A 16,605-nucleotide genomic window follows, 5' to 3' on the forward strand; every position below is an offset into this window, starting at 1 on the left:
GACACTATGGAAGATCGCCGGTCAGGAATGAATGCCTAGGATGGGGCTGGAAGAATCGTCGGTGTCCAGCATGGTGAATGGCGATGGACATGGGTCCTCGAACATCTCACTCTCGACCCGGGAGGTTGAAATCATCGAACTGGTGGCAGAGGGACTGACCAACCAGGAGATTGCAGAGCGGCTCACCATCAGCAAACGAACGGTCGACAATCACGTCAGCAACGTGTTCACCAAAACTGGCTCCAAGAACAGAGTCGCCCTGCTCAATTGGGCCATGGATCACGGAAAAATCTGCCGCGACGGCTTCAACTGTTGCCTGCTCCCGGAATCATCCGTTGACGCGTCCTGACCGCCAGCGGCAGAGGCACAGGCAGATCCATCAGGGAGCACCTGGCCAGAGAAAGATCGAACAGCTCGGCATACGCGACACAGGCCTCCCGGTCCAGTCCGATGAACCGCAGAATTCCGTCGTGGTCGTAAAGGCCGTGCACGAGTCACTTCACCATTCCCAATCCAAATCTAAAGGAAAACCAAAGACTCTTTCAAGAGTCGTGGGGTGATTGTTTTAAGTCAGCTCCAGGCCATGGCGCTGTCTCATCTCCAGAGACCAGCTTGAAATCGGCTGATAAGCCAGTGCTGCATTGCTCCACAGGCCCTCGCCGGTGACCTCCTGACCACACCACTCGGGTGGGTCAAAAAGATCTGAGGCGTCACTGAGCTCCACCTCCGCCAACACAAGCGGTGCATTACCTCCTTTAAAGCAATCCACCACCCAGTCGCCACCAGGCAGTGACAAGGCAAAACGGGTCTTGATCAACCGATGAGGCGCAAGCGTCCAAAGGGCTTCGGAATCGGTAGACGGCAGTTCGTATTCGAATTCATGGCGAGCGATTCCCTCCGCCGGTGCCTTGAGCGTGAGCCAGGCTTTTCCATCCGCCCGAAGCCGCACCCGCACGGTGAAACCTTCCTCACTCGAAGCCAGGTAACCCTGCCTGAGGTGCTGTGGCTCTCCGGCATGGGCACGCCAGCCGGACCCTGTCACCAGGAAACGGCGTTCGATTTCAAGGGGCATCGCTGAGCTGTCAGTTGGGCGAGGGCATGGTGTCCACCAGGCTCCCAGCCCAGTGCAACTTGCGTGAAAGGGTGCGGTAGTAGGAAGGCGACTGCTCCAGCTGAACCATCAGCGCATGGTGAGGAGCCCTTTGAATCACGCAGCATTCACCAGGACACAGCACCGGCCCACTGGCGCCGTCCTTCCAGAGCTTCACCGGTCGGTATCCATCTCCAAGGGGCCAGATCACCAATCTCGATCTGGGTGGAAGCACCACCGGACGGCTGGAAAGACTCATCGGACAGATGGGGCTCACGATGATGGCGTCGATTCCTGGGTGAAGGATGGGTCCTCCTGCCGCCATGGCATAGCCGGTTGAACCGGTTGGTGTCGCCAGGATCAGACCATCACCCCGCACCTGATCGACCACTTCCCCATCAATCTCAAGTTCCAGGGTGCAGGTGGGCGCAAGATCTTCCTGACAGGGACGCAGATACAGATCATTCAGAGCCCAGTGACGCTCAGTCTCATCCTCGGCCTGGCCTCCTTCTCCAGACACGGAACAGTGGAGGTCATCCGCGCGATTCACGACAGCCTCCAGCATCATGCGGCGCTCCATCGCGAAATGATCATCCTGCAGGCGACGCCACAAACCATCACGCCGAATCAGCCCAGGTTCATGGGTGAGGAAGCCGAGATGACCACCAACGTTGAAACAGAGAATCGGCACGTCGTATACAGCCAGATGCCTTGCAGCACCAAGAACTGTGCCATCGCCTCCAAGCACCACCGCCAGATCAGGGAGTTCCGGTTCCGACGCGAGAAGACCTGGGAAGGGATCGGCAGTAAGACCGCTCATCGCAACGGACACTGTCACGCCTAGAGACTCCAGCGTCTTGGCGCAGGCCTTGGCCTCTTTCAGAGCCAGAGGGCTTTCAGCCCTGTAGATCAACCAGACCCGTTGCAGACGCATAATGAGGGCGCCGGCCCTACCAGCGCAGAAGATTGAAGCGTTCCATGTCCACTGTGACGCGATTGCGATAGAGCGACAAAAGAATGGCCAAACCGACTGCAGCTTCAGCAGCCGCCACGGTGATCACAAACACTGAAAAAATCTGACCACGGATCAACTGGCCATCCACATAGGAGGAGAACGCCATCAGGTTGATGTTCACACCATTGAGCATCAGCTCGATGCTCATCAGCACCCTGACAGCATTGCGGCTGTTGATCAGCCCCCAGACGCCAGTGCAAAAAAGCACTGCCGCGACAAGCAGATAAGCCTCAAGAGGAACGGAACCGGACAGCAGCTCGGAGAGCATGAGAAGAAGCAGGTGAGGTTAGGAAGGTGGTTGATCAACCAGCAGGGGAGTCCGAGCCTTTTCAATCAGGCCTTGGTCGGCGATTTCGCCAGTTCCTGGATCGACGGCCTGAACATCACGTCGAGCCAGCACAATGGCTCCGATCATGGCCATCAGCAGCAGAACTGAGGCCAGCTCAAAAGGAAGCAAATAATCAGTGAAGAGATGCTCACCGATTCGAACCGTGGCATCTTCTCCGATCGGCTCCGGCCCTTCTGCCCACGGGGTGGTGAGAACAACCCTTGTCAACAGGGCGAAAAGGCCGGCGCAGACCCCACCTGAAAGCAGTCGGCGCAAGGTCAACCCTGGAATCGGGGCAAGGTCTTCCTTTTTGTTGACGAGCATGATCGCGAACAGGATCAGCACGTTCACAGCACCGACATACACCAGCACTTGGGCTGCCGCCACGAAACTGGCATTGAGCAGCAGATACAGACCAGCCACCGCCAGGAACACGCCCCCAAGCAGAAAGGCGGAATAGACGATATTGCTGAGCAGAACCACTCCGAGGGCTCCCAGCACAACCACAGAGCTGAGCACCAGGAAGCAGATCAGCTGCGTCGATGCTGCAATCGTCATTCGGCACCCTCCTTGCGATCAGTGGACGCTGTGGTCGATTCTCCCGCATCCACTGTTGTCAAAGCTGCAGCTGACTTCATGGCCGCCAACACCTGTTCGGGGCGCTGACCGGCACGAGGACGATCAGGGTCCACAACATGGGGATCCAGCTCTCCGGCCGGAAGGTAAGCAAGTTCGCGCAAAGGCAGAACTGAGGGGTCGGTGGTCACGCTGGTGGGGAGACGCCCCAGTGCGACGTTGTCGTAATTGAGGCTGTGACGGTCAAATGCAGCCAACTCATACTCCTCAGTCATCGAGAGGCAGTTGGTGGGGCAGTACTCCACGCAGTTGCCACAGAAGATGCAAACGCCGAAATCGATTGAGTAGTTGCGCAGCTCCTTCTTCTTGGTGGCCTTGTTCATCACCCAGTCGACCACGGGAAGATTGATCGGGCAGACCCGCACGCACACTTCGCAGGCAATGCACTTATCGAACTCGTAATGGATGCGCCCCCGGTACCTCTCAGAGGGGATCAGCTTCTCGTAGGGGTACTGCACCGTCACAGGACGGCGCTTCATGTGGTCGAAGGTAACGGCCAGACCCTGGGTGAGATTGCGCGCCGCATCCACGGCATCTCTGGTGTAGTCACCAACCTGTTTGAGAAAACCGAACATGGCCTGAGGGAGGGAAGACGGAAAGACCGCTGAACAAGAGCCTAGGTAATTAAACCTAACCCCCGAAGGCGACCGGGAAGGCAAGTTTCAGAGCTGCGGTCACGAGCAGGTTCACCAAGGCCAGTGGCAGCAGGAACTTCCAGCCGAGATCAAGAAGCTGGTCAATACGCACCCGCGGCGTCGACCAGCGCAGCAGGATTGCGATGAACACAAGCAGATAGGCCTTCAGCACAGTCATCACAATGCCTGTGGTTCCTGTGATCACCTGAACCAGGGGAGCATCGACCGATTGCCCCAGCCAGCCGGCCAGCCATTCCACGGGCAAGGGGAAGCCCCAGCCCCCTAGATACAACACTGAAACCAGCAGAGCTGACAGCACCAGGTTGATGTAGCTGCCGAGGTAGAAGAGAGCGAACTTCATCCCGGCGTACTCAGTCTGGTAGCCGGCGACCAGCTCCTCCTCCGCCTCAGGGAGGTCGAAGGGAAGGCGTTCACATTCCGCCAGGGCACAGATCCAGAAAATCAGAAAGCCAACAGGCTGACGCCAGATGTTCCAGCTGAGGATGCCCGCTCCGGTTTGCTGGTCGACAATGTCGACGGTGCTGAGAGAATTGCTCATCATCACAACCGCAAGCACGGCGAGCGCGAGAGGAATCTCGTAGCTGATCGACTGTGCAGCTGCCCTGAGACCGCCAAGCAAGGAATACTTGTTGTTGGAGGCGTAACCACTCATCAGCAGACCGATCGGCTGAACGCTGCTGAGGGAAATCCACAGAAAAATGCCCACTCCCACATTGCTGATCAGCAGGTTCTGACCGAAGGGGACGATCAACCAGGACAGAATCACTGGAACGACGACCAGAACCGGGCCGAGAGTGAACAACAGACTGTCCGCCCTGGCAGGAATGATGTCTTCCTTCACCAGCAACTTGAGGCCATCAGCAAGGGGCTGAAGAACGCCGAGCGCACCCGCATATTCAGGTCCAATGCGCTGCTGAACCGCTGCTGAGATTTTGCGCTCGAGCCAAACGGTGACAAGAACCCCCACCACTGCCGCCACCAGCACCAACAGCATGGGTAGTGGCAGCCAGATCAATCGAGCGGCCTGCTCAGACAGACCGAAACCTTCAAGAGCCTGACTGAAACTTCGTTCAAGATCCAGGCCTGGACTGACCAGAGCCGGTGCGCTGGTGGCGAGGAAAGTCACCATGAGCAAAGGTGTGATGAATGTAACTTAAGTGGTGATGGTTGGAACACGCGCCTCCAATGGCGACCATTGGCGCAGATCACTGCCTGTGTAGATCTGAGATGGTCGGAAGATCCGATTGGCACCAAGCTGTTCACGCCAGTGAGCAAGCCAGCCGGCGACTCTTGCAATGGCAAAGACCGGAGTGAACAGATCTCTGGGAATACCCAGCTTGCGGTACACAAGTCCGGAATAGAAATCCACATTGGGATAAATCCCTTTTGGGCCAAGACGGGTTTCCGCCGCTGCCTCCAGAGCTCTGGCCACGTCGTACATCTCATCGTGACCGAATCGCTTGAACATCTCTTCCGCAAGAGCCTGAAGAATCACAGCACGAGGATCCTTGACGCGGTATTCACGGTGACCGAATCCCATGATCTTGCGCTTGCTGGCCATGGCCTCATCGAGGTAGCCAGCTGCCAGATCTGGCGTACCGATCTCCTCCAGCATCGCCAGGACGTCTTCGTTGGCTCCGCCATGAAGAGGGCCCGCCAGCGTGCCGACAGCTGAGGCGACAACCGCGTAAGGATCGGTGAGTGTGCTGGCGGTGACGCGAGCACTGAAGGTGCTTGCATTGAGACTGTGTTCCGCATGCAGGATCAGGCACTGATCAAAGATCCTTGAGGCCATTGGATCCGGCTCACGCTCCATGAGCATGTAGAGAAAGTTGGCGGAATAGGCAAGATCATCCCTGGGCTGGATGGGGTCCTGGCCTTTGCGGATCAGCTGAAAGGCAGCGACCATCGTTGGGATCTTGGCGATCAACCGGACGACCGCGTCATAGATGTACTGAGGGTCGTCGATGGCACGACGGGAATAAAACAGACCAAGAGACGCAGCACTGGACTGCAGAGCATCCATCGGATGCCCATCGGATGGGAAGCACTTCATCATGTCCCTGACGCGGAAACTCACGCGTCGGTGCATCTGCACTTCGTCCTCAAAGTCGCGCAACTGCCGAGGAGTCGGCAATTCCCCCCAGATCAGCAGATAGGTGGTTTCAAGAAAGCTGCAGTGGGTGGCCAGATCGTCGACGGGATAGCCGCGATAGGACAAGCAGCCCGCATGACCGTCGATGTCACAGATGGACGACTGGGTGGCAGGCACCCCCTCAAGTCCGGGGCGGAACACCAGACCGGTTCGCTCATGACGGATCTCGGCACCATCGTTCTGACTCACCAACCTCCGCTTCAACGCAAGGGCAACTTAAACGGAGCGCGGGAGCAAAAGACGAGGCCTGAGCAATGCCTGGAGTTCCGCCTGACCACGAGGATCGCTCAGATGAGCCGGCCAACTGAGATGGCAGTATCCGGCCTTACGCAGACGCAGGCTCCCTAAGGGTGCTCCAATCAGGTTCGCCGCAAGAGTGCTCAGATCCGGCTCATGGCCGACGAACAGGCAACAGCCGGACAAGCGGGAGACAAGAGGCCACGGGTCACCGCCTGGCTTCAGGGCTGAATCCAGACAGATCGACTGCGCCAGCCCAGCCTGGATCGCCAGCTCAGCGGTCTGCCTGGCTCGCCGGTAAGGACTGCTGATCAGCGAATCCGCCTGCACATCCAGCATCCGCAGTTGACGGACCACCTCCAGGGTTCGCCGCATGCCGCGATCGGTCAGGGGGCGATCCGGATGATCACGGCCCGACACACGTTCTGCGGCAATGCCATGGCGCAGGAGAAGAAGATCAACCGAGCTGGAGTCGCGCACGCAGACGCAAGCTGCTCACACGTTCATCCTGCACGGAGCCGGCGTTCTGGTCAGCCCCAGCGGCGATGGACAACCCTTTCACAGCCGGCAGCAGTGATCGACCCGCCACACCCTGCACCAGCCCCCAGGGTCGCCACTGACCCAGGTGTGAGCGACTGGGGGCCGCAGCGAATGCCAGTTGCTGAGCCAGCCCTGACTGGCTCGCAGAATCGAGCTCCTGCAACTGCTGCTGTCGCTGAATCAGATCACCACTCTCACCGCGACGGCGCAAACCATCCAGCGTCTCTGCCCACCAGTTCACACCGGCATGGCGTTCCAGAGCGACAGCGAGCTCAGCCTGCAGCGACTCCTCGCCGCGACGGCGCTGACGGGCAAGACGGGTCCAGACCTGAACAGACTGGCCTTCGCTGTCGAGGGTTGAGCCTGTCAATCCGAGCTGCTGAAGCTTCCCATCCACCATGTCGGGATCGGGACGGTTAGGCCGGGTGCCCAGCACCCAGCCCTGCGGCCCCTGTTGCCAGAGCATGGGCCCCTCGTCAAGTCCGACGACCGCAGCCGCGGCCCCGGTCGGAACGGATTCCAGCGACTGCCGCAGAAGGGGAGCAATCCACTGGGCCAGGGGCTCATTGGCATCGGCAGCCAGCAGAGCTGCAGGGTTCGTCAGCAGTGCGACTGTCTCCGCATCACCGCCGGCATCTCTCAGTAATGCATCGCTGTCGGTCATCTGAGACACCACAGGAATCCGAGGCTCACGGAAGTGGACCACGGCATCAAGCGCCAGATCAGAGCCCTGCGGTGTCAGCGCTGCCACCAGCCCCTGCAGGTCTTCGCGGGCCGTGATCACGGAGGGGACCCCCAGCCAGCGGTCCATGGCAGCAGGGTTGGCAATCAGAACAGCGGCACCGCGACCGAAGCTCTGCAGATCAGATGCCAGAACAGGGTCTCCAAGCTGATGCTGACTTTCCAGCTGGGAGACATCAAGCGCCTGTTCAAGCACACCTCGCCCTGAAGCCAGCAACAGCAGATCGTCATCAATCAAGGCCGTGGCGATCGGTTGTGGATCCCTTCCCAGCAGGGCACCACGACCGCTGATCAGTCCCATGCCGCGGTAGCGGGAAATCTGCAGATCCGTGCCTGCCAGGCTGCGGGTCTGCCAGAAACGCTGCAGAAAGCGTTTGGCCCCGTCTTGATCGCGGCTCGACAGTGCCAGGACCCAGCCCTCCTTGGGTTGTTCACCGGACTGCTGAGCCGGAGCGTCCAGCAGGGCAAAGCTGACCTCGGGCCCAATCCAGCCGGCCAGCTCCGTTTCGAAGTCAAGTCCGGCCAGAGCAAAAACACCATCTCTGAGCTGACGGGTGCTTTCATTCACCACGTGGCGTTGGCGAACTGGTGCAACAGCCTGGGCATAGGCAGGTACCTGACGTGGATCAACCAGCCAATGCAAGGTCAGGGCTGCATCACTGGGCATGAAACGTGCAGCCCGGGGCAACTCAAGTGACCGGTCCATGATCCGCAGCGGGCTCTGACGAGCCATGGCCCACCAGAACCCCAGTGCGAGCGTGAGCAGCACCATGGCCACGGCGACCAGAGCCAACAGGAACGAGCGCCCTTTCATGAACAGGCGGTGAAGCACATGGTGCTCATCTTCTATCCATCCACGGAGCTGTGCCAGCCCGACGCCAGACTGAAGCGATGAATGGACCCACCCCCAAACCCCTTAAAGCCAGGGAACTGAACGACTGGCTCAGCCAGAACGCCGATTTGACCGTTGTGGATGTGCGGGAGCAACAAGAGTTGGCGATCGCTCCATTTCCACATCCGGTCCGGCATTTGCCCCTGAGTGATGCTGAAAACTGGATGGGCAGCATTGATGAGCTGCTGCCAGAGGATGGCTCGATCGTGGTGCTATGCCATGCCGGTGTACGCAGCTGGAATTTCGGTTGCTGGCTGCTCGAGAATCGGCCGTCACTGGACGTGTGGAACCTCGAGGGTGGCATTGACGCCTGGAGCGTCATGGTGGATTCGGCAGTGCCGCGCTACTGAACACCGCCCCACTGATCGCCCCGCCACTGATCGCTGCGCTACTGATCGTTGCGCCAGTCAGCCCAACAGCGTGCATTCATGACAGGAACGAATCGTCGTTTCGGATTCTTCGTAGGATCGACACCTGCAAGGTGCTCCCCGTGAAGCCGCTGCCCCGTCGACAGCAGGAGGTCCTTCAGGCCACGGTCCACCATTACGTCGACACCATCGAACCGGTGGGCAGCAGAGCCTTGGTGCAGCGATTCGGGATCAAGGCCAGTTCGGCCACGGTGCGCTCGGCCATGGGAGCTCTCGAGCAACGTGGACTCCTGACTCAACCCCACACCTCGGCGGGTCGGGTTCCAAGCCCCCAGGGCTACCGCCACTATGTGGACTGCCTGCTGCCCGAACCCGGCGCGGGGGCCCATCACCTGGAGCGGGAATTGACCCAGCTGAGTCTGCGCTGGGCGGCACTGGATGATCTGCTGCTGCAGCTGGCGCGCCGGCTGACGGATTTCACAGGACTGATGAGCCTGATCAGCCCGCCGCAACGATCCCAGAGCCAGCTCCGAACCATTCGCCTGGTCCGCAGTGAAGATCGCCTGCTGGTGATGCTCGTGGGCGATTCCAGCCAGGCCGATCACCTCAATCTGCGGCTGCCCCACGGCTGTGCCGGTCAGGTGGAAGCCCTGGAACGCTGGACCTCAGACCAGCTTTTGCAGGCCGGGACACTGGACTGGAGCTCTCTTCCACAGCAGCTGCAACCCTGTGGGAAGGCACTCAAGGATGCCCTGGAAAACGGGAATCCCTCTCATCGCCCGATCGAGCAGGCACCTCTGGTGCATGGGGTGTCGAGGCTGGTGGCCGAACCCGAATTCAGTGACAGCGCCAGAGTGAGACCTCTTCTCGACCTCATGGACAGCGATCCGGCAGCATTTGTTCCCGCGCCTGCCTGGTCCGACGGAAGAGTCTGGATCGGCCAGGAGCATCCGCAGACAGCACTCAGCCGCTGCTCAGTCGTGCATGCCAGCTATCGCAGCGGTGACGGAGGTGTGGGACAGGTTGCCCTGATCGGGCCGATGCGGATGGCCTACGCAACAGCCCGTGCAGCCGTGAACTCCGTCGCAGTCACCCTGGAGCGCTTGCTTAGCTGAGCATGCGCTCTGACACTTCAGAGTGCGTCGCCAAGCTGATCAGCGACCGTGTTCACGTCCTTGTCACCACGTCCAGAGCAGTTCAGCACAACTTCAGTGCCGTCCGGCAGGGTTGGACAGAGGATCTCTAGCCAGGCGAATGCATGGGCTGTTTCAAGGGCAGGAATGATGCCCTCCAGTCGACTCACAAGTTGCAACGCATGGAGCGCTTGCGCATCAGTGACGGCGCCGTACTCGGCCCGTCCGATCTCGCGCAGATAGCTGTGTTCAGGACCGACCCCGGGGTAATCCAGGCCGGCGCTGATCGAATGAGCTTCCTGCACCTGCCCGTCCTGATCCTGCAGCAACAGGCTCATGGCACCGTGAAGCACTCCGACCGTGCCTTCAGTCATCGTGGCGGCATGACGGCCTGTGGAGACACCATCACCGGCAGCCTCAACTCCGATCAGACGCACATCGCTGCACTCCACGAAGGGATGAAACAGCCCCATGGCGTTGGAACCCCCACCAACACAGGCCATCAGCACGTCCGGCAAACGGCCGAACGCTTGCTGACACTGTTCCCTTGCTTCCTCGCCGATCACCGCATGGAAGTCGCGGACCAGCATCGGATAGGGATGGGGACCCGCCACTGATCCGAGGATGTAATGCGTGGTCTCCACATTCGTCACCCAGTCACGAATGGCCTCACTGGTGGCGTCCTTGAGTGTGGCTGTGCCGGCGGTGACAGGCTGAACGCTGGCACCAAGAAGACGCATGCGGAACACATTCAGAGCCTGACGGCGCATGTCTTCAGCACCCATGTACACCACACACTCCAGGCCGAAGCGGGCGCAGACCGTGGCCGTGGCGACCCCGTGCTGACCAGCTCCTGTCTCCGCAATGATCCGCTTTTTGCCCATTCGCAAGGCCAGCAGCGCCTGCCCCAGTGCATTGTTGATTTTGTGAGCACCGGTGTGGTTAAGGTCCTCACGCTTCAACCAGATCCTGGGTCCGCCGTCACTGCGGCGGTAGTGCGCAGTGAGCCGCTCCGCCTCATAAAGAGGTGTGGCCCTGCCCACGTAGTTGCGCAACAGGCGGTTGAGCTCGGCTGTGAAAGCCGGATCGTTCCAGGCCTCCGCCGCGGCCTTCTCGAGCTCAGCCAGGGCAGGCATCAGAGTCTCAGGCACGTACTGACCACCGAAACGGCCGAAACGACCGGAGGAGGCTGGCCTGGAGCTGACGGCCAGGTCCTGAGCAGTGGGCTTGGGTGGCAGGGTGCTGGTCAAGATGCAGCTGACCGCGCGCGCGGCCTTTGAAGCGTCGGTTCAGCGTAAGCAGGCAATCACGCGATGCCGTGGATCACAGGCAGTGATTTGAAGATTCCGGAACCCTGCTGCCCGCAGAGCCGCCGCCATGTCGAGGCTGAAGTACTGCTCGATGTAGGGCTCGGTGCTTTTCAGCAATGTGGCGACCGCCGCCGGCAGGCGCTGAAGAACGGAAGAGGCGGGATCCTGGTCAACCATCAACAAAGCACCTCCTGGCCGCAGCAAGCGCGCAGCTTCCCCCAAAACGGCGTGGGTGGCGTCCTGAGGCAGCTCATGGCAGACGAACTGGAGGCTGATCAGGTCAAAGGACGCATCCGCCAAACCTGTGTCCTCCGCGGCTGCATGCAACCAGCCATCCACCAGTCTCTCCCGATCCCGCACCCGGGCGACCGCGAGCATGTCGGGTGAAAGATCCAGACCCTGAATCCGAGGTGCGGGCTCTTGGCGCTGCTCAGCCCGCTCACGCAACCAGCGGCCGAGATGCAGGGTGCTCACACCCACTGAACAGCCAAGATCGAGCACCTGATCAATGGAGTCGTTCAGGAAGGGCGCCACGACGCGATGGATCTCATCCCTCAGGCGGGTCTGCGCCACGGACGGCGCCAGCGATTCCTCCGGCCAGATGCGCAGGGCCATGGCATCGGTGGCCTGCTCCGCTTCGGCAGCAGCCTGCCAGCAGAGGTTGCCCTGTTCATAGGCATGGAAACGCGCCACGTAATAGGCCGGCGGCACAAGGCCGGGAGTGATGGTGCTCGACAACAACGGCGCTGCAGCCTGCTGCAGTTCCCGGCGACGGACTCTCCAGGGAATGCCGTTACGTTCTGCAGTGCGAATAATCAGCTGTCGTGCCTGGAAGAACAGGGGACGCCTCAGCAGAGCGATACCGATCAGACGTTCGATCCAGCGACCAAGGCCCTGGCTTGAGTCAGCCCATCGAGGCGTAGACGCAGAGTCGGTCATCACGAGAACGGCAGGATGGTGTCGGATGCGCAGAAGCGATGCCGAAAGGCGGGTGGCAGGAATTCGGTAACACAGACAGTCTGCAGCGGCCGAGCGGCCCAGGGAAGCAACCGACCGCGAAAGCCCAGCAGATGGTTCGAGTGCAGCCGACCCGAGGTGGAAAGGGCGGCAAGACAGTGACAGTGATCCGCGGTCTGGAGCTCAACCAAGAAGGCCTCAAAGCACTGCTGAAGAAACTCAAGACACGCATCGGCAGCGGTGGCACCGCAAAAGACGGCCTGATCGAACTTCAAGGCGATCAGGTGGAGATGGCGCTGGAACTGCTCAACAAAGAGGGGTACCGACCCAAGCGAGCTGGGGGCTGAGGCCAATGCAGGCTTGGAGAGATACAAGCTGAGGGACAATGGCGGCCCGAGACCGCCGGATCCCCATGACCGCTTCGTCCAGCTACGGCAAGCTCACCAACCAGGGTGCGTCCACCAACATCGCCTGGCATCAGGCATCGGTTGACCGAGCAGCCCGCGCTGAACAACGGGGACACCGCAGCGCCATCCTCTGGTTCACAGGCCTGAGCGGTGCAGGCAAGAGCACACTCGCCAATGCGGTCAATCAGGCCCTGTTCAAGCGGGGACTTACCACCTACGTGCTCGACGGCGACAACATTCGCCATGGCCTCTGCAAGGACCTGGGTTTTTCCGATGCCGACCGCGAGGAGAACATCCGCCGCATCGGAGAGGTATCCAAACTCTTTCTGGATTCCGGTGCCATCGTTTTGACGGCATTCGTCTCGCCGTTCCGTGCTGACCGCGACAAGGCACGCAACCTGGTGAGCGAAGGTGATTTCATCGAAATCTTCTGTGCCGCTGATCTGAACGTGTGCGAACAGCGCGATACCAAAGGTCTCTATGCGAAGGCACGTGCTGGCGAAATCAAAGAATTCACGGGGATCTCAAGCCCCTATGAAGCACCAGAGACCCCGGAACTCTCTGTCGACACCGGCGCAGCAGACCTCGCCAACTGCGTGGATCAGGTTGTGAACGAGCTGATCTCCCGGCAAATCATTCCGGCCCAGCACTGACGTCACTGACGACCGCGTGGATGCCCTGATGCTCTGCCCAGGCATCCACAAACGTCTTGAGGCAGCTGGCGACAGGCACTGCCAGAAGCAGACCCAACAGATCTCCGAGGCCGTAAAGGTCTCCGGCCTTCGCTCCCAGGGGCAGGGCAATCAGCAGCCAGGCTGGCTGCAGCCCCACGATGCTTCCCATCAGACGCGGCTGAATGACCTGATCGACGATCTGACCCACCACGATCGCGGCCACCAGAGTCTCGAGGCCTGTACTGGGATTCTGAAAAGCGAGTAAGCCACTCACAGCGACGATGGTCAAAGCGCTGGCATAGGGGATCAGGGTTGTGAAACCGATCAGTACTGCAAACAGCACTCCATAGGGGATCTCAAGAAGGGTGAAGACCACGATCTGACCCAGCGTCAGGATCAGCGCCAGGATCACTTGACCGCCGAAGTAACCACGGAAGGTGCGAACCAGCGTGCTGGTCACCAGAGCACGCCATTCATCAGGCAGCCAGCGAGCCAGGCCCTTCGTGATCGAGTCGCTTCCGATCAGGAAGAACACCGCCAAAACAAGCACGATCACCGTGTTGATCGTGGTGCCGAGTGTGGCCCCGAGGATGCTCAGCAAGCTCTGACTGAGCTGACTGGCCACGGTGCTTGCACGGGAGAGCAGATCACTGCTGAGGTCTCCAAACTCAGTGGGCAGTCCACGCATTGATGCCCACTCCTGAAGACGGTTGACCCACTCCTGAGCCGCCAGGAGCAGTCCAGGCAAAGCATTGATCAACTGACCAAGCTGCTCAATCAGCAGCGGCACCAGGGTCAGCGCAGCGAAGACCAGTGCACCGATCGTGGCGAGGGTGACGAACACGATCGCCACCCAGCGGCGAATCCCCCGACCGGTGAGCCAGCGGCAGGGAATATCCAGCAGGAACGCAATCAACGCCGCGGTGAGGAACAGGCCCGGAAACGGAGCCAGCGGCAGGAGAAGCTGACGGATTACGAACAGGTTGAGGGTCAGCAACGGCAGCACCAATCCCCAGCGAATCCAGGCTGGCCAGGACGTCATCGATGACAGGAGCTGCAGATCAAATTGAGCTCAGCTTTGATGTGGCATTGACGTAATGGCACCAGAAGGCGAGCCAGGCCGCAATACCGAGGAATTTTGCTCCCTCCTCAAACAATTGAACGGTTTCATAGGAAGCCGGGAAGATTCCTTGGAAAGCGTCAATCAAAACCGAAGACCCCAGGAAAACCACTGAGAGCAGGAATGAGTCTCCAGCAAACCTCTTCAAAGGTTCACGGAAACAGACGAGAAGCAACACCGTGAAGACGCTGTAAGTGACGTAGAGGAACGATTGACCCAGATAACGATCATGGACCAGAAACATGTCATCAAGGCAGAGCCACAACGAAAAACCACCACCGCAGAATGCAAACTGACTATTAACACTGGACCCTCTTATCAGATGCGTTGATGCTGCAAATAAAGCAATCGCAGCCGCAGCCATCCAGAGCAGATAGCCAACACTCGATAAAAATCCCTGACCCAATGGGGCATCGCAGGCCTGAGCCAGATCACGCAACACCTTCGTTGAGCTGATGTCCTCAGCAGCACTCCAAGCCAACGCAATCCAATACAGCAAGGCCGCTGGAAGAAGCGTTATCAAAACCGTCGAACGAATGGTCGGCCGAGATCCTGTTTGCATCATTCCATTCGCTCGAGATACTCACGACTGCCCAGATCCTTGAGGCGGGCATCCTTATCCACAACGGTGTCATGCAGCTGCTGGCGATAGGCCTCAAGTCGTTCCGCCAGCTCACCACTCTCGACGGCGAGGATCTGTGCAGCCAGCAAGCCGGCATTCAGACCACCGCCGATCGCCACCGTGGCCACCGGAATACCCCCAGGCATCTGGACGATCGAATGCAGAGAGTCGACACCGGAGAGTGCTTTGCTCTGCACCGGCACCCCGATCACAGGCAAGGTTGTGAGTGCGGCCACCATTCCTGGCAGATGGGCGGCACCGCCGGCTCCGGCCACAATCACAGCCAGACCGCGCTGGCGAGCCTGCTGGGCGAAGCTGACCATCTCCAGAGGCGTTCGGTGGGCGGACAGCACCCGCACCTCCACCGCCACGCCCAATTCTTCCAGCACCAGCACGGCAGGCTGGAGGCTGGGAAGGTCGGAATCGCTGCCCATGATCACGGCGACCCTGGGCGCGGCACCGGGATCAATGGGGGGCGATGGCAACTCGGCCACAGGCAAGAACCGGAAGGACAGCGAGACTGCCATCGTCCCGCACCGGCCTGAGGCCGGCCCAACCGCATGCGTCGGATCACCGATGTGCGTCTGCCCTGGCGCCCCGGAAGCAACGACCCTGACGGTCTGTCCTGGCTCACCCTGAATGATCACAATCTGATCACAGCTGCCGGGCCCATGCCCGCCGGTGGAGCGATGGCCGGTGAAAGCTGGCAGGGGGACAGACTCAGTCGTCGGGGGATCGACCTGCAGATCAATGGGGGGCTTGGCCTGGCCTTCACGGAACTTACGCAGCAGGATCTGCCAAGGCTCTTGCAGTTGCTGGAGCTGCTTTGGCGCGATGGCGTTGAGGCGATCGCTCCGACCCTGGTCACCTGTGCAGTGGCCCCATTACGCCAATCCCTGGCCGTGCTCCGGCAGGCCCGTGAACGGCATCAAGCCGGCCGCTGCCAGCTGCTGGGAGCACACCTGGAGGGCCCGTTCCTAGCGGAAGCACGGCGAGGTGCACACCCGCTGGAGCACATTGCTGCTCCCAGCGTCGCAGCCCTGGAGGCACGGATCGCCGGATTTGAAACCGACATCAGCCTGATCACCCTGGCGCCGGAGCAACCGGGCGCTCAGGAGTTGATCAGCCAGCTGAAGAAGCTCGGCATCCATGTGGCTCTGGGTCACAGCACAGCAGATGCCGATCAGGCAGCCCTGGCTTTCAGGCAGGGCGTCGAGATGATCACGCATGCTTTCAATGCCATGCCGGGACTGCACCACCGCGCTCCGGGACCATTGGGGGAAGCCTGCCGACGCGGAGACATTGCTCTTGGGCTGATTGCCGACGGCGTGCATGTGCATCCCACCACTGCGGTGTTGCTGCAGAGGCTGGTGGGGAATCAGCTGGTGCTGGTAAGTGATGCCCTGGCTCCCTACGGACTGGCTGATGGTGAACATCGCTGGGACGAGCGCGTGCTCCTGGTGAAAAACGGCACCTGTCGGCTTGAAGACGGCACCCTGGCCGGTGTGACCCTGCCTTTGCTCGAAGGGACCTGCAGGCTGGCCAGCTGGAGCGGTGATGCGGATGGCGCGATCTGGGCCGCCACCATGGCGCCCAGAGAAGTGCTCCAAGAGAGTCTTCAAGACTGCTTTCTGATTGGAGACGTACTGAGCAATCTGCTGCGCTGGCAATGGAACGAATCGGAACGCAAGCTGGCCTGGCGGCAGGCTGCTTAAGATTCCGCC

21 protein-coding genes are annotated in these 16,605 nt (G+C 60.2%); 6 read left to right on the forward strand and 15 right to left on the reverse strand.

From position 1 onward, the window contains the following. Positions 1-70: 70 nt before the first annotated feature. Positions 71-349, forward strand: a complete 279-nt coding sequence (locus SynBIOSE41_RS16260) for a LuxR C-terminal-related transcriptional regulator (RefSeq protein WP_066909057.1) — start codon at positions 71-73, stop codon at positions 347-349. Here SynBIOSE41_RS16260 and SynBIOSE41_RS16265 read toward each other — a convergent pair. The 10 genes from SynBIOSE41_RS16265 to SynBIOSE41_RS16310 all read right to left on the reverse strand — a co-directional run bounded on the left by SynBIOSE41_RS16265 (position 306) and on the right by SynBIOSE41_RS16310 (position 8,212). Then, positions 306-491, reverse strand: a complete 186-nt coding sequence (locus SynBIOSE41_RS16265) for a hypothetical protein (protein ID WP_074159334.1) — start codon at positions 489-491, stop codon at positions 306-308. The genes SynBIOSE41_RS16260 and SynBIOSE41_RS16265 overlap by 44 nt on opposite strands. Before the next feature lie 74 nt (positions 492-565). Continuing rightward, a complete protein-coding gene (locus SynBIOSE41_RS16270) occupies positions 566-1,072 on the reverse strand; it encodes a CYTH domain-containing protein (RefSeq protein WP_186538943.1) in 507 nt (168 codons plus the stop codon). Positions 1,073-1,082: 10 nt separating this feature from the next. Beyond that, on the reverse strand, positions 1,083-2,024 hold the full coding sequence (locus tag SynBIOSE41_RS16275; protein ID WP_186538945.1) for an NAD(+) kinase: 942 nt from the start codon (positions 2,022-2,024) through the stop codon (positions 1,083-1,085). A 16-nt stretch (positions 2,025-2,040) separates the two neighbouring features. Continuing rightward, the gene (gene nuoK / locus SynBIOSE41_RS16280) at positions 2,041-2,373 is read right to left on the reverse strand and encodes an NADH-quinone oxidoreductase subunit NuoK (RefSeq protein ID WP_066909066.1); all 333 of its coding nucleotides are present in this window, start codon (positions 2,371-2,373) and stop codon (positions 2,041-2,043) included. Positions 2,374-2,391: 18 nt separating this feature from the next. Beyond that, positions 2,392-2,991, reverse strand: a complete 600-nt coding sequence (locus SynBIOSE41_RS16285; protein ID WP_067096234.1) for an NADH-quinone oxidoreductase subunit J — start codon at positions 2,989-2,991, stop codon at positions 2,392-2,394. Further along, positions 2,988-3,644 (reverse strand): NAD(P)H-quinone oxidoreductase subunit I, encoded by a 657-nt coding sequence (ndhI, locus tag SynBIOSE41_RS16290; protein WP_186538947.1) that lies wholly within the window; start codon positions 3,642-3,644, stop codon positions 2,988-2,990. Before ndhI ends, SynBIOSE41_RS16285 begins: the two co-directional genes overlap by 4 nt. 55 nt (positions 3,645-3,699) lie before the next feature. Continuing rightward, on the reverse strand, positions 3,700-4,854 hold the full coding sequence (gene nuoH, locus SynBIOSE41_RS16295) for an NADH-quinone oxidoreductase subunit NuoH (protein WP_066909075.1): 1,155 nt from the start codon (positions 4,852-4,854) through the stop codon (positions 3,700-3,702). A 24-nt stretch (positions 4,855-4,878) separates the two neighbouring features. After that, a complete protein-coding gene (locus SynBIOSE41_RS16300; protein ID WP_066909317.1) occupies positions 4,879-6,069 on the reverse strand; it encodes a citrate synthase in 1,191 nt (396 codons plus the stop codon). 27 nt (positions 6,070-6,096) lie between these two features. Next, a complete protein-coding gene (locus tag SynBIOSE41_RS16305) occupies positions 6,097-6,597 on the reverse strand; it encodes a histidine phosphatase family protein (protein WP_186538949.1) in 501 nt (166 codons plus the stop codon). After that, complete coding sequence (locus SynBIOSE41_RS16310; RefSeq protein ID WP_186538951.1) at positions 6,575-8,212, reverse strand: DUF3352 domain-containing protein; 1,638 nt, start codon at positions 8,210-8,212, stop codon at positions 6,575-6,577. Before SynBIOSE41_RS16310 ends, SynBIOSE41_RS16305 begins: the two co-directional genes overlap by 23 nt. A 77-nt stretch (positions 8,213-8,289) precedes the next feature. On the opposite strand from SynBIOSE41_RS16310, the gene SynBIOSE41_RS16315 reads away from it, so the two are divergent. After that, positions 8,290-8,640, forward strand: a complete 351-nt coding sequence (locus SynBIOSE41_RS16315; RefSeq protein WP_186538953.1) for a rhodanese-like domain-containing protein — start codon at positions 8,290-8,292, stop codon at positions 8,638-8,640. 140 nt (positions 8,641-8,780) lie between these two features. Next, positions 8,781-9,773, forward strand: coding sequence for a heat-inducible transcriptional repressor HrcA (locus tag SynBIOSE41_RS16320; RefSeq protein ID WP_186538954.1), 993 nt, complete (start codon positions 8,781-8,783; stop codon positions 9,771-9,773). A gap of 17 nt (positions 9,774-9,790) precedes the next feature. Here the strand turns inward: SynBIOSE41_RS16320 and trpB are convergent, their stop codons facing one another. Both trpB and SynBIOSE41_RS16330 read right to left on the reverse strand, forming a co-directional pair. Next, complete coding sequence (trpB, locus tag SynBIOSE41_RS16325; RefSeq protein ID WP_186538955.1) at positions 9,791-11,041, reverse strand: tryptophan synthase subunit beta; 1,251 nt, start codon at positions 11,039-11,041, stop codon at positions 9,791-9,793. 39 nt (positions 11,042-11,080) lie between these two features. Next, positions 11,081-12,040, reverse strand: coding sequence for a class I SAM-dependent methyltransferase (locus SynBIOSE41_RS16330; RefSeq protein ID WP_186538956.1), 960 nt, complete (start codon positions 12,038-12,040; stop codon positions 11,081-11,083). A 38-nt stretch (positions 12,041-12,078) separates the two neighbouring features. Here SynBIOSE41_RS16330 and SynBIOSE41_RS16335 point away from each other — a divergent pair, with 38 nt between their 5' ends. Next, on the forward strand, positions 12,079-12,405 hold the full coding sequence (locus SynBIOSE41_RS16335) for a translation initiation factor (RefSeq protein ID WP_186538957.1): 327 nt from the start codon (positions 12,079-12,081) through the stop codon (positions 12,403-12,405). Between the two features lie 65 nt (positions 12,406-12,470). Beyond that, on the forward strand, positions 12,471-13,118 hold the full coding sequence (gene cysC / locus SynBIOSE41_RS16340) for an adenylyl-sulfate kinase (protein ID WP_066909093.1): 648 nt from the start codon (positions 12,471-12,473) through the stop codon (positions 13,116-13,118). On the opposite strand, the gene SynBIOSE41_RS16345 is transcribed toward cysC, so the two are convergent. From SynBIOSE41_RS16345 to purE, 3 genes are all read right to left on the reverse strand, one after another. Then, the gene (locus SynBIOSE41_RS16345) at positions 13,099-14,181 is read right to left on the reverse strand and encodes an AI-2E family transporter (protein WP_186538958.1); all 1,083 of its coding nucleotides are present in this window, start codon (positions 14,179-14,181) and stop codon (positions 13,099-13,101) included. The two genes, cysC and SynBIOSE41_RS16345, sit on opposite strands and share 20 nt — an antisense overlap. 19 nt (positions 14,182-14,200) lie before the next feature. Continuing rightward, entirely contained in the window at positions 14,201-14,740 is a 540-nt protein-coding gene (locus SynBIOSE41_RS16350; RefSeq protein ID WP_255475842.1) for an oxidoreductase, read from the reverse strand. Between the two features lie 80 nt (positions 14,741-14,820). Next, complete coding sequence (gene purE / locus SynBIOSE41_RS16355) at positions 14,821-15,408, reverse strand: 5-(carboxyamino)imidazole ribonucleotide mutase (protein ID WP_255475843.1); 588 nt, start codon at positions 15,406-15,408, stop codon at positions 14,821-14,823. Between the two features lie 33 nt (positions 15,409-15,441). Here purE and SynBIOSE41_RS16360 point away from each other — a divergent pair, with 33 nt between their 5' ends. After that, positions 15,442-16,596, forward strand: a complete 1,155-nt coding sequence (locus tag SynBIOSE41_RS16360) for an N-acetylglucosamine-6-phosphate deacetylase (RefSeq protein WP_186538960.1) — start codon at positions 15,442-15,444, stop codon at positions 16,594-16,596. The last annotated feature ends 9 nt before the right edge of the window (positions 16,597-16,605 follow it).

Source organism: Synechococcus sp. BIOS-E4-1, from assembly GCF_014279995.1.
Taxonomy (GTDB): Bacteria; Cyanobacteriota; Cyanobacteriia; order PCC-6307; family Cyanobiaceae; genus Synechococcus_C.